This window comes from Stenotrophomonas sp. P5_B8 (assembly GCF_054049855.1).
Genome location: NZ_JBFULO010000091.1, coordinates 1 through 11,736 on the forward strand (window position 1 = coordinate 1; position 11,736 = coordinate 11,736).

The 11,736-nt window shown below is 65.9% G+C and carries 12 protein-coding genes; 3 read left to right on the plus strand and 9 right to left on the minus strand.

From position 1 onward, the window contains the following. Nucleotides 1-44: 44 nt before the first annotated feature. Both sugE and speD read right to left on the minus strand, forming a co-directional pair. The gene (gene sugE, locus ACXJKH_RS07420) at nucleotides 45-362 is read right to left on the minus strand and encodes a quaternary ammonium compound efflux SMR transporter SugE (RefSeq protein ID WP_457318946.1); all 318 of its coding nucleotides are present in this window, start codon (nucleotides 360-362) and stop codon (nucleotides 45-47) included. A 165-nt stretch (nucleotides 363-527) separates the two neighbouring features. After that, complete coding sequence (gene speD / locus ACXJKH_RS07425; RefSeq protein ID WP_256776563.1) at nucleotides 528-1,322, minus strand: adenosylmethionine decarboxylase; 795 nt, start codon at nucleotides 1,320-1,322, stop codon at nucleotides 528-530. Between the two features lie 147 nt (nucleotides 1,323-1,469). On the opposite strand from speD, the gene crp reads away from it, so the two are divergent. Continuing rightward, entirely contained in the window at nucleotides 1,470-2,159 is a 690-nt protein-coding gene (crp, locus tag ACXJKH_RS07430) for a cAMP-activated global transcriptional regulator CRP (protein ID WP_256776562.1), read from the plus strand. 179 nt (nucleotides 2,160-2,338) lie between these two features. Then, the gene (locus ACXJKH_RS07435) at nucleotides 2,339-3,103 is read left to right on the plus strand and encodes a sulfite exporter TauE/SafE family protein (RefSeq protein WP_457318947.1); all 765 of its coding nucleotides are present in this window, start codon (nucleotides 2,339-2,341) and stop codon (nucleotides 3,101-3,103) included. A gap of 21 nt (nucleotides 3,104-3,124) precedes the next feature. Here the strand turns inward: ACXJKH_RS07435 and ACXJKH_RS07440 are convergent, their stop codons facing one another. The 7 genes from ACXJKH_RS07440 to ACXJKH_RS07470 all read right to left on the minus strand — a co-directional run bounded on the left by ACXJKH_RS07440 (nucleotide 3,125) and on the right by ACXJKH_RS07470 (nucleotide 11,277). Beyond that, nucleotides 3,125-3,841 carry a haloacid dehalogenase-like hydrolase gene (locus ACXJKH_RS07440; RefSeq protein WP_256776560.1) on the minus strand — a complete coding sequence of 239 codons (717 nt, stop codon included), beginning with the start codon at nucleotides 3,839-3,841 and terminating at the stop codon, nucleotides 3,125-3,127. Next, nucleotides 3,838-4,641 carry an indole-3-glycerol phosphate synthase TrpC gene (gene trpC / locus ACXJKH_RS07445; protein ID WP_256776559.1) on the minus strand — a complete coding sequence of 268 codons (804 nt, stop codon included), beginning with the start codon at nucleotides 4,639-4,641 and terminating at the stop codon, nucleotides 3,838-3,840. The genes ACXJKH_RS07440 and trpC overlap by 4 nt, the downstream gene beginning before the upstream one ends. A gap of 65 nt (nucleotides 4,642-4,706) precedes the next feature. Continuing rightward, a complete protein-coding gene (gene trpD / locus ACXJKH_RS07450; RefSeq protein ID WP_457318948.1) occupies nucleotides 4,707-5,744 on the minus strand; it encodes an anthranilate phosphoribosyltransferase in 1,038 nt (345 codons plus the stop codon). Nucleotides 5,745-5,776: 32 nt separating this feature from the next. Continuing rightward, a complete protein-coding gene (locus ACXJKH_RS07455; RefSeq protein ID WP_457318949.1) occupies nucleotides 5,777-6,355 on the minus strand; it encodes an anthranilate synthase component II in 579 nt (192 codons plus the stop codon). A gap of 2 nt (nucleotides 6,356-6,357) precedes the next feature. Further along, nucleotides 6,358-7,131 carry an SIMPL domain-containing protein gene (locus tag ACXJKH_RS07460; protein WP_457318953.1) on the minus strand — a complete coding sequence of 258 codons (774 nt, stop codon included), beginning with the start codon at nucleotides 7,129-7,131 and terminating at the stop codon, nucleotides 6,358-6,360. A gap of 61 nt (nucleotides 7,132-7,192) precedes the next feature. Continuing rightward, nucleotides 7,193-8,668 (minus strand): anthranilate synthase component I, encoded by a 1,476-nt coding sequence (trpE, locus tag ACXJKH_RS07465; RefSeq protein ID WP_457318950.1) that lies wholly within the window; start codon nucleotides 8,666-8,668, stop codon nucleotides 7,193-7,195. 218 nt (nucleotides 8,669-8,886) lie between these two features. Next, nucleotides 8,887-11,277: an XVIPCD domain-containing protein gene (locus ACXJKH_RS07470; RefSeq protein WP_457318951.1), complete on the minus strand. Its 2,391-nt coding sequence runs from the start codon at nucleotides 11,275-11,277 to the stop codon at nucleotides 8,887-8,889. Between the two features lie 110 nt (nucleotides 11,278-11,387). Between ACXJKH_RS07470 and ACXJKH_RS07475 the strand changes: the two genes are divergently transcribed. Next, nucleotides 11,388-11,736: ankyrin repeat domain-containing protein (locus ACXJKH_RS07475; RefSeq protein ID WP_457318952.1), on the plus strand; the 349-nt coding region annotated here is incomplete at its 3' end.

Here is an 11,736-nt window from a genome sequence, read left to right on the forward strand (position 1 = left end):
GCCACCACCGGGGGTGCGTGCGCGACGTCCTTCCGACGCGCCGATCAGCCCCCGACCAGCTTCAACCCGATCACGCCGGCCACGATCAGGCCCACACAGGCCAGCCGCGGCAGCGAGGCGCTGTCGCCGAACAGGAAGATGCCCAGCGTGGCCACGCCGAGGGCGCCGATGCCGGTCCAGATCGCATAGGCGGTGCCGACCGGGATCGACTTCATCGCCTGGCTCATCAGGTACAGGCTGACCAGCGCCGCACCGACGGTGGCCAGGGTGGGCAGCGGCCTGCTGAAGCCCTCCGAGTACTTCATTCCGATCGCAAAGCCGATTTCGAACAGGCCGGCCAGCAGCAGATAGATCCAGGGCATGGGTACTCCTGTGAAAAAACAAAAACGGCCCGGTGTCTTCACACCGGACCGTCGTCGATTGGCTTCCCTGGCACCGGTACTGCACGGATCCGGGCATCACGGGGCGGGCCATCCCGCCGGGTGCAGCGCCGCCACCGGTTGCCCGGGGCGGCTGTCACAGCGGTATTACTCGGTCAGGTTGCGCCCGTGGAACAGCTCTTCGATCTCGCGACGCAGCAGCGCCTCGATCTTCATGCGTTCCTTGAACGACAGGTTCTTGGCCTTCTCTTCGAACAGGTACTGGTCCAGGTCGAAGTCCTTCAGGTGCATCTTCGTGTGGAAGATGTTTTCCTGGTAGACGTTGACGTCGAACATCTCGTAACGCGACTTGATGTTCTTGGCCAGGAAGTTCTGGATCGAGTGGATCTTGTGATCGATGTAGTGCTTCTTGCCCTTTACATCACGGGTGAAGCCACGCACGCGGTAGTCCATGATCACGATGTCCGATTCCAGACTCTCGATCAGGTAGTTCAGCGCCTTCAGCGGGGAAATCACGCCACAGGTAGCCACATCGATGTCCGCGCGGAACGTGGCGATGCCCTCCTGCGGGTGGGTCTCCGGGTAGGTATGGACAGTGATGTGGCTCTTGTCCATGTGCGCGACCACGGCATCGGAGATCAACTCCTTGCCGGCCTGCTTCTTGTCGATCACCGGTTCTTCAGAGATCAGGATCGTCACCGAGGCACCCTGCGGATCGTAATCCTGGCGCGCCACGTTGAGGATGTTGGCGCCGATGATCTCGGCGACATCGGTCAAGATCTGAGTAAGCCTATCGGCGTTGTACTCTTCATCAATGTATTCGATGTAACGCTGACGCTCTTCTTCGGTGCGCGCGTAACACACGTCATAGATGTTGAAGCTCAGCGCCTTGGTGAGGTTGTTGAAACCCTGCAACCTCAGGCGAGGCAACGGCTTGACCACGGCGGTGGATCCTGTGAGTGGTGGGAAAGGCGCAATTATGGGGCAAAGTGATCGGGGGCGAAACTTGCATCGAAAGGAATAGGTGTGCTCTGTTTGCCCTTAACAAACCGGATCGTTAAGCTCGCGGCACATAGCCGTGAATTGTTCATGAGCAAAGGGAGCGCCTCAAACGTGTCAACTGTGCGCCTTGCCACAAGTCCACTGGCCCTGGATATCGCCACCATCGACCGTTTTCTGGCCCACAGCCATCGCCGCCGCTACCCCGCGCGGACCGATGTGTTCCGCCCCGGGGACCCCGCTGGCACCCTTTACTACGTGATAAGCGGCTCGGTTTCTATAATTGCTGAGGAAGAGGACGACCGCGAGCTGGTCCTCGGCTACTTCGGTTCAGGTGAATTCGTCGGCGAGATGGGGCTGTTCGTCGAATCCGACCGTCGCGAGGTGATCCTGCGCACCCGCACCCCCTGCGAGCTGGCTGAGATCAGCTACGAACGCCTGCACCAGCTGTTCCTCGGCCCGCTGTCGGCCGACGCCCCGCGCCTGCTGTACGCGCTTGGGCAGCAGATCTCCAAGCGGTTGCTGGACACCAGCAGGAAAGCCAGCCGCCTGGCCTTCCTGGACGTCACCGACCGTATCGTCCGCACCCTGCACGACCTGTCCCGCGAGCCGGAGGCCATGAGCCACCCGCAGGGCACCCAGCTGCGCGTTTCCCGCCAGGAACTGGCCAGGCTGGTCGGCTGCTCGCGTGAGATGGCCGGCCGCGTACTGAAGAAGCTGCAGACCGACGGGCTCCTTCACGCCCGCGGCAAGACCGTGGTCCTGTACGGCACCCGTTGACGCCTGCGCCTGCCCCTGCCCCGTCCCGGACCGCGCACCGGCGGGTCCCCGTAGTGCCGGCCGCTGGCCGGCAACCAGGCAGCCCCAGACCCAGGCCTACCCCGCTTGGCGGGGGTTGCCGACCAACGGCCGGCACATCCCAGACCTCCACCTCATCGGTTTGCCGCTAGGCTGTTGCCATGGAACTGGGCAGCGAATTCTATTGGTTCATCCTGATCGGCCTCGGCGCGCAGCTGGTCGACGGTGCGTTGGGCATGGCCTTCGGGCTGGTCTCGTCCTCGGTGCTGCTGAGCATGGGCCTGCCGCCGGCGGCGGTGAGCGCCAGCATCCATACCGCCGAAGTGTTCACCACGGGCGCGTCGGGCGTTTCGCATCTGGTGGCTGGCAACGTCGACCGACGCCTGTTCCTGCGCCTGGCCCTGCCAGGCGCGGTGGGCGGGGTGGTCGGTGCGTACGTGCTGACCCAACTGCCGGGCGAGTTCATCCGCCCGTTCATCTATGCCTACCTGCTGATCCTGGCGATCTTCATCCTGCTGCGCGCCGCCGGCCGGCTGATGCCTGCCCAGGAAGTGAAGCGCGTACCGGTGCTGGGGTTTGTGGCCGGGCTGCTGGATGCCAGCGGCGGTGGCGGCTGGGGGCCGGTGGCCACCTCCACCCTGCTGGCCCGCGGCGGCCAGGTCCGCACCACCATCGGCACGGTCAATGCGGCCGAGTTCGTGGTGACGCTGGCGGTGTCGATCACCTTCCTGCTGACGATGGGCCTGCAGTACCTGAACATCGTCGCCGGGCTGATGATCGGCGGAATGATGGCCGCGCCGGTGGCGGCGCTGCTGGTGAAACGGGTCAAGGAACGCTGGGTGCTGGTGGCCGTCGGCGTACTGGTGCTGTCGATCAGCCTGTTCCAGATCGGCCACGCCTTCCTGTCGTGGCGTGGCGCAACCTAGGCCGAAGGCGTCATCGCAGGATCAGACCGGATCGCCGGCCCGATCCACGCAGCCCCAGTTGAGCACGGGCGTCCCCGGCGGCAGCACCTGGCGGAAATGGGCCACCCGCGACGCCTTGGGATTGACCACCACGGGCGCCTTGGCGGCCAGCAGCAACGGCAGGTCGGCGCTGCTGTCGGAGTAGGCGATGGCGATTTCGCCGTAGCCGCGCTCGCGCAGCATGCGCATCTTCTCTTCGTTGTGGCAGTGGCGGGTGGCGATCACCGCGCCCAGGCACGGGCCGACCTCGGTACCGATCACCGGCACGTCCTGGTGGGCGACGAAGGCCAGGATCGCGCGGGCCAGCTCGGGCGGTGCGCCGGTGGCGACCACCACGCGGTCGCCCTGCGCACGATGCCTGGCGAACACCGCCAGCGCGACCGGCAGCAGCCGGCGGCGGATATCGGCCTCGTGGGTAAGCACGTAGCGGTCGATGACCTTGTTGAACTCGCGCGCCCGGTGCAGGCCGAAGGTGGCGATCCAGACGTAGCCGGAAATGCCACGGCGGCGGGTGGGCAGGAACGCCACCAGCGGCCCCAAGATCGGCGTGGCCAGCAGCGCGACCAGCAACCGCAGCGGGTTGCGCTTGATCAGCCAGGCAAACAGATGGCTGCCCGAGTCGCCATCGTAGAGGGTGTGATCAAAATCGAAGACCACCAGCGTGGCGTCGTCGCGCGGCGTTGGGTAGTTCGCAGTCATGCGCTGAAGAATAGCTGACGAAGGCCCTCGCCGGGCTCTTCCACGCGCATGAAGGCCTCCCCCACCAGGAACGCATTGACCCCGGCCTCAAGCATGACGCTGACATCGGCCGGGCCGAGGATGCCGCTTTCGGTGACCAGCAGGCGATCGCGCGGCACCGCCTGGCGCATGTCCAGGGTGGTCTGCAGCGACACCTCGAAGGTGCGCAGGTTGCGGTTGTTGATGCCGATCAGCGGCACCGGCACCTGGATGGCGCGCTCGAGCTCGTCGATGTCGTGCACTTCCACCAGCACGTCCATGCCCAGCTGCATGGCCAGGTCGGACAGTTCGGCCAGCTGGCGGTCGCTGAGTGCGGCCACGATCAACAGGATGCAGTCGGCGCCGAGCACGCGCGCTTCATACACCTGGTAGGCATCGATCACGAAGTCCTTGCGCAGCACCGGCAGCGTGCACGCCTCGCGCGCCTGCTGCAGGTAGGCATCGCTGCCCTGGAAGAAGTCCACGTCGGTCAACACCGACAGGCAACTGGCGCCGCCGAACTCGTAGCTGACCGCGATATCGGCCGGATGGAAGTCCGGACGGATCACGCCCTTGGACGGGCTGGCCTTCTTGATCTCGGCGATCACCGCCGGGTTGCCGGCAGCGATCGAGGCGCGCAGCGCATCGGCGAAGCCACGCACCGGCGACGCCTGCGCCACGCGGGCGATCAGTGCCTCCAGCGGCACCTGGGCACGGCGGGCGGCGACTTCTTCGGCCTTGCGGGCCAGGATGGTGTCGAGGATGTCGCTCTTGTCGCTCATGTCGGTCAGGGTCCTTCAGGCCGGCCATTATCGACCAGCCACGGGTAAAGCGTGAAACGGAGGGCTCAGGCCCTGGCGCGGATGCGCTGGGTGGCCGCCACGTACTGGGTCATGCGCGAGCGTGCACTGCCGTCGGCAATGGCTGCGCGGGCGCGCGCCAGGCCGTCGGCGATGCTGTCGGCCACGCCGGCCACGTACAGGGCCGCGCCGGCGTTGAGCGCGACGATATCCAGCGCCGGGCCGGGCTGGTTGTCGAGCACGCCGCGCAGCATCGCGATCGATTCCTCCGGGTTGGCCACTTTCAGGTTGCGGCTGGCCGACATGGCGATGCCGAAGTCTTCCGGATGGATTTCATATTCGCGCACCTTGCCGTCGCGCAGTTCACCGACCAGGGTGCCGGCGCCCAATGAGATCTCGTCCATGTTGTCGCGCCCCCACACCACCAGCGCGCGTTCGGCGCCGAGTTCACGCAGCACGCGCGCCTGGATGCCGACCAGGTCCGGGTGGAACACGCCCATCAGCACATTGGTGGCGCCCACCGGATTGGTCAACGGGCCGAGGATGTTGAAGATGGTGCGCACGCCCATTTCGCGGCGCACCGGCGCGACGATCTTCATCGCCGGGTGGTGCATCGGCGCGAACATGAAGCCGATCCCGGTCTCGGTGATCGCCCGCGCGACCTCCTCCGGGCGCAGGTCGATGATCGCGCCCAGGGCTTCGACCGCGTCGGCGCTGCCGGACTTGGACGAGACGCTGCGGTTGCCGTGCTTGGCCACCTTGGYCCCGGCCGCGGCCACCACGAACATCGCGCAGGTGGAGATGTTGAACGTGTGCGAGCCATCGCCACCGGTGCCGACGATATCCACCAGGTGGGTCTTGTCCTGCACCGGCACCGCCAGCGCCAGTTCGCGCATCACCGTGGCCGCCCCGGCGATCTCGCCGACGGTTTCCTTCTTGACCCGCAGGCCGGTGAGGATGGCGGCCGTCATCACCGGCGACACGTCACCGCGCATCACTTGACGCATCAGGTCGACCATTTCGTCGAAAAAGATTTCGCGGTGTTCGATGGTGCGCTGCAGGGCTTCCTGGGCGGAGAAGGTCATGGGGGGTCCTTTGCGGTACAGGTGCGGCGCGCTCAGCGCTGCAGGAAGTTCTTCAGCAGGGCGTGGCCATGCTCGGTGAGGATCGATTCGGGATGGAACTGCACGCCTTCGACCGGGTGCTCGCGATGGCGCAGGCCCATGATTTCTTCGAGGGTGCCGTCCTCGTTTTCGGTCCAGGCGGTCACTTCCAGGCACGCCGGCAGCGTGGTTTTGTCCACCACCAGCGAGTGGTAGCGCGTGGCCTGGTAGCGGTCCGGCAGGCCGGCGAACACGCCCTTGCCTTCATGCCGGATCGAAGAGGTCTTGCCGTGCATGATGGTGCCCGCGCGGATCACATCGCCGCCGTAGACCTGGCCGATGCCCTGGTGCCCCAGGCACACGCCGAGGATCGGCGTGGTCGGGCCGAGCCGGCGGATCAGCTCCAGCGACACGCCCGCTTCGTTGGGCGTGCACGGGCCGGGCGAGATCACGATGCGCTCGGGGGCGAGCGCGGCGATCTCATCAACGCTCAGGGCGTCGTTGCGCACCACCTTGACCTCGGCGCCCAGCGTCTGCAGGTACTGCACGAGGTTGTAGGTGAAGCTGTCGTAGTTGTCGAGCATCAACAACATAATCAGGATCCGTCGGTAATGAGGAAGATGGCGTACACGTTTTCGGTGATGCTGATCGGCCCGGCCTGAACCGATTCGGTTGCCCGCGATCCAGTCGTCTCGATGTCGTACCCCGGCGCAGGCGGCGAAGGAGGCATCACGTTGCCTGCCTGCGCACGCGGCCAGGTGCCGGCCTGCACGCCATAGGCGAAACTCGGCGCGACGTCGGAGATGCTGTACAGCCCGGAGATCCGTGCGCCGTAGGCTTGCGCCAGACCCTGGGCCGATTGGCGCGTCTGCGCGGCAGCTTCGGCCTTCAGCTCGGCGCGCAACGTCGCTTCTTTCGAATAGCCCGGCTGCAGGGAAGTGATCTGCAGGTCTTCACTGGCGGCGGTATCGCGCAGAAACGCCTGCAGTGCTTCGGTGTTGTCAAAGCCACCCCGCACGCGTCGGCTGACCCGCGTGCCGACGAACTCCTGCCGGTTGTTGGCATAGCGCATTTCGGGCTGGATCATCAGGTTGTCCGCACGCACGGTGCCAGACACGGCGCGGTGTCGCTTGAACGACCCCAGCACACTGGCAATGTTGTCCTGCACCTTGCCGCGCGCCACGTCGGGCTGCATATCGGTCGACTTCACCAACAAGTCCACGGTGAAACGGTCCGGCATCACCGTCCGTGAGCCTTCGCCCTTCACCAATAGATGCGGCTGCGAGGGAATGGAGTTGGCCTGCGCCCATGCAGGTGCGGCCGCCACGGCCAACGTCGACGACAACAGCAATGCGCTCAGCAGCTTCATGCGGTATTCCTTGTCAGATGATGCAGCGGAAGACCGTGGCAACGGCCACGGCGCTTTAAAATCAGAGGCCCTTGGCAGCCTGCGCCACGGCACGGAACAACGCGCGCCCCTTGTTCATCGTCTCGTCCCATTCCTTGCCCGGATCGGAGTCGTAGACGATGCCGGCACCGGCCTGCACGTGCAGGCGACCGTCCTTGATGACCGCGGTGCGGATGGCGATCGCAGTATCGGCATCGCCATGCCAGCCGATGTAGCCGATGCTGCCGGCGTAGACGTTGCGCTTGATCGGCTCCAGCTCGCGGATCACTTCCAGCGCGCGGATCTTCGGCGCACCGCTGACGGTGCCGRCCGGGAACGTCGCGCGCAGCACGTCGGCATAGCTCAGGCCCGGCTGCAGCTGCCCGGTGACTTCGCTGACGATATGCATGACGTGGCTGTAGCGTTCGATCACGAACTGCTCGCCCACTTCCACGGTGCCCGCGTTGGACACGCGGCCGGCATCGTTGCGCCCCAGGTCGATCAGCATCAGGTGCTCGGCGCGTTCCTTCGGATCGGCCAGCAGTTCCACTTCCAGCGCGTTGTCTTCTTCCACCGTGGCGCCCCGCGGGCGGGTGCCGGCGATCGGGCGCACGGTCACTTCACCATCCTGCAGGCGCACCAGGATCTCCGGCGAGGAGCCGACCACCTGCACGTCGCCCGTGTCGAGGAAATACATGTACGGCGAAGGATTGAGCGCACGCAGCGCGCGGTACACATCCACCGGGCGCGCCTTGAACGGCACGCTCAGACGCTGGCTCAGCACCACCTGGAAGATGTCGCCGGCGCGGATGTATTCCTTGGATTTCTCCACCGCGGCGATGAAGCCCTCGCGGGTGAAACCGGAGACGAAATCGTTCTCGTCCAGCACGTCGCGGGTGATCGGTGCGGGGTAACCGGCGCCGGGGGCGCGCAGTTTGGCCACCAGCGCGTCCAGCTTGGCCTGGGCCTGGTCCCACGCCCCGGGCTGGCCGGGGTCGGCGTGCACGATCAGGTACAGACGGCCCTTGAGGTTGTCGAACACCGCCAGCTCTTCGGAGTGCAGCAGCAGGATGTCCGGCGTGCCCAGCTCGTCGCGGCCACGCGGTGGTGCCAGGCGCGGCTCGATGTAGCCGATGCACTCGAACCCGAACCAGCCCACCAGGCCACCGGTGAAGCCCGGCAGACCGGCCAGCTTGGGCACCGAATGGGCGCTGCGCAGCGCCTCGACCTCGGTAAACGGATCGGCCACCTCACGGGTTTCCACCACCTCACCGGACTCGCTGACGGTCAGCGTATGGCCGTGGAAGGCATACACCCGGCGCGCCGGCAGGCCGATGATGGAATAGCGCCCGAAGCGTTCACCGCCCTCGACCGATTCAAACAGATAGGTATGCGGGCCGTCGGCGAGCTTCAGATAGACCGAAAGCGGCGTGTCCAGGTCGGACAGCACTTCGCGGACGACGGGGATGCGGGTGTGGCCTTCAGCGGCCTGCTGCTGGAACTGCTCGAACGTGATCAAGACGACTTTCCTTCCGGGAAACGGCGGTGGCGGGACGGACGACGGCAACAGGCCACCATCGCCACCAACGGCGAGCGGAAGAAAGGGTATGCGGGGTCGTCAGAATGGACACCCGGCGACTGTACCGCATCGGCGGCATGGGATGGAACCCGTTTGGCCGGCGCGGGTCAGCCCGGCGCAAGGCCATGCCGCGCGATCCCGTCAGCCGCGCGGGGCTGTCAGCCTATCCGCCGGGCCACCGATTGCTGGTCCTGCGCCTGCTGTTCGGCGGTGACGCTGGCGGTCAGCTGCGGCGCATTGGCCGCCCGGTCCTGCTGCCGGTCGACCTCGGCCGCCTGCTCGGTACTGACGCTCAGCGGCTGCTGTCGTCCAGCGACGACGTCGACATAGGCCAGGTGACGGTTGACGGCGGCCAGGTCCGGCGTATCCACCGCGAACGCACGCGCGCGATCCTCGCTGAGCACCACCCGCTCGATCGACTGCAGGCCTTCCTGCTTGGCCTTGGCTGCCAAGGCACCGGCGAGCTGATCGCTGTGCAGGTCGGGGGTGTGGTTGAAGCTGGCGTCGATGCCGTGCACGCCGGTTTGTGCACCCTTGAAGAGCTTGTAATCCTGATGGCTGGGGTCGTTGATCCCGACCGTTCGGCTGCCAGGCTCGGTACCGACGCTGGCCGGCCGGCCGGCGTCCGGGTGCTGGATACGCTCGTGCTGCTGCACCAGCGTCCGCGCTGCCGCCTCTTGCCGGATCAGTTCCGCGTCCAGGCTGGGGATAACGGTTTCTTTCATGCCGTGGCGGTTGACTGCCTCGCCGAAGGCCGGGCCGATGCGGTCGTACAGCCGCTTGGTTTCGATGATGTTGCCGATATTCTGCGGCGCAGTCGGGGTGGGCACATAGTTCCTGGCCGTGCTCTGCAGCCCCGCAGCGATGCCACCCACCGATGCAAACACCGCCGGTGCCTGCGCCGCGGTTGTTTTCACGTGATACGCGGCCAGGTCATACCCCTTGTCGACGTAGGCGCCCGCCGTGGCGTAGCCGTTGCGCAGGCCACCGGCCGCCCACTGGCCGCCATGGTCGATGGTATCTGCGACGCGGCGGCCCGCGCCCCGCGCCGCGTCGGCGTCCTCACGGGCGTGGCGGGAGGCGGCCGTGGCGCGCGCCTCGCCGGCAGCGTGGGTCGCAGTGGCGCCGCGGCTGAGTTCTCTGGCGGTGTCGTCCATGCCCAATTTGCCCGCTCCCCAAGACGCGAGCGAAAGCACGCCGGACTGCACCCTGCTTTCCACGCGGTGGCGTGTGGACTCGATCATGCCGGTCAGCTCGCGGCCCTCGGCATACACCGTCGTGGTGGCTTTCGCGCCGACCTGCAGCGTGGTCGATCCCATATCGACCACTTTGCCGAGCACCATGCCATTGACCCGCGCAACCTGCGCTACGCCGTCGCCGGTCTTGTCCAACCCGTGCGCCACCACCGCGCCTGCGCGCTCGACCTGCTCACCGACCACGCGCCCGTCATGCATGCCATGCGCAGCCGCGTGCAGCACCTTGGACAGCGGTCCGGCCAGTTCGGCCACCTGGCTCGGAGCATCCGTACGCGCGCGGTCCACCAGCTTGCCTTGCGCATCATGGGTCTTGGGGTCGAGCACGATCTCCATGCGGCCAGCGGCCACCGGAATGTTGCGCAGCGCCTCATAGCCCGGCTTCGTGGCCAGTTGCTCCACAAACTGCGCGGCGGCGGTCTGCGCGCCGGGCGGCAGCATTTCGCGCATCTTCTCGGCGACCTTGGCCTGCATCATCGGCTCGCGCAGCAGCAGGCTGGCCTCGTTGGCCAACAGGCCATAGGCATGCCGCTGCTGCGCGTTCAGACGCTGCATCCCGTTCTGCACATCGTTGAGCACCTCCCCGCTGGTCTGGTAGGTGTGCACGCTCTGCTCGGGATTGAAGGTCGGCAGGCCGTTGTCTTTGGCAAAGCGCGCCGGCGTATCGGGGTGCAGGCCGGCGGCGTTGAAGGTGGTGGCGCGTGCACCGGTGACAGCCGATGCCGCGGAAGCCATACCGCCGCCTAGGGAGTGGCCGGCGATTTCGAAGCCGCCAGGAACTTGCCGATCAATGGTTGCGGCCAGTCGCATGGCGCGATCGTAGTAGTCACTACGCATCCCAATTCCCTGCTGACCGTTGTTGAGGAAATCTTCTCCGCCAGACTCGCGCCGACCTCCTGGTGCTGACGGGTCGATAATCTCGCCAGTTGACCCTTTGTAAACAACAACTGGCTTTGCGGCCTCTCCGAACACAGCCTTGTCAGGTATGTATATCTCGGCGCGAAAGCCCGACTGAGGGGGTTGCAGCATGTCCCGAAGCTCATCGTCTGACAGGTTGATGCCTGCAGCCCTGAGCGCGGCGGGATCATCGGTTGCGCGCGACCAGCCCTCAGGGGGCTCGCCCTGGCCCTTGGCCGAGAGATAGACGTCGGCGGCAAGGCCTGACATCTCGCGTGCGTGATACGTTTCCTGGAGTCGATCGGCTTCGCTGTCGTTACCGCTCTCGCGCAACTGCCGGACAAGAAGGTTCTGTCCCTGGACGGCGCGGGCACGCGCCTCGATATCTGGACCACTCATGGCAAGCTCCATTGCACGGTGAAGGCGCGCGCCCCCGAGACGCGCTGTTTATGGAATAGCAAAACACTTTGMTAATGTCACCCCTTTAGTGGCTAAACGTCAGGATGATCATGCGCGCAAGTCTTCACAACACCATGACAAAGGCGATATTAGGCGCTGCGTGGGTCACGCTTTTCTTGATCAATGGATGCGCCGCTTCGTCTTCACATGGCGCCGGCGACTACTTTGAAGGAAAGGCGTTGCAGCTAGCCATAGCGGCTGAGCGAGGCGACGCGGACGCCGTCCGCCGGTTGATCAAAGATGAAGGGGTAAATCCCAACACGACCTTCGCCCGGCGCGACGGGATTCCACTGGTGGCGTGGCCACTACGCACCGGCAGTCTGGATGGTTTGCGCGCTCTTTTGGACAATGGAGCCGATCCGAATGCCCGCGAAGTGAAGCAGATGAACGGCCGGGAGA

What these genes read in the sequence shown, in the direction of transcription:
- sugE (WP_457318946.1), bottom strand. Translation starts at nt 362, where the DNA reads ATGCCCTGGATCTATCTGCTGCTGGCCGGCCTGTTCGAAATCGGCTTT.
- crp (WP_256776562.1), top strand. Translation starts at nt 1,470, where the DNA reads ATGAGCAAAGGGAGCGCCTCAAACGTGTCAACTGTGCGCCTTGCCACA.
- ACXJKH_RS07435 (WP_457318947.1), top strand. Translation starts at nt 2,339, where the DNA reads ATGGAACTGGGCAGCGAATTCTATTGGTTCATCCTGATCGGCCTCGGC.
- ACXJKH_RS07440 (WP_256776560.1), bottom strand. Translation starts at nt 3,841, where the DNA reads ATGACTGCGAACTACCCAACGCCGCGCGACGACGCCACGCTGGTGGTC.
- trpC (WP_256776559.1), bottom strand. Translation starts at nt 4,641, where the DNA reads ATGAGCGACAAGAGCGACATCCTCGACACCATCCTGGCCCGCAAGGCC.
- ACXJKH_RS07455 (WP_457318949.1), bottom strand. Translation starts at nt 6,355, where the DNA reads ATGTTGTTGATGCTCGACAACTACGACAGCTTCACCTACAACCTCGTG.
- ACXJKH_RS07460 (WP_457318953.1), bottom strand. Translation starts at nt 7,131, where the DNA reads ATGAAGCTGCTGAGCGCATTGCTGTTGTCGTCGACGTTGGCCGTGGCG.
- ACXJKH_RS07470 (WP_457318951.1), bottom strand. Translation starts at nt 11,277, where the DNA reads ATGAGTGGTCCAGATATCGAGGCGCGTGCCCGCGCCGTCCAGGGACAG.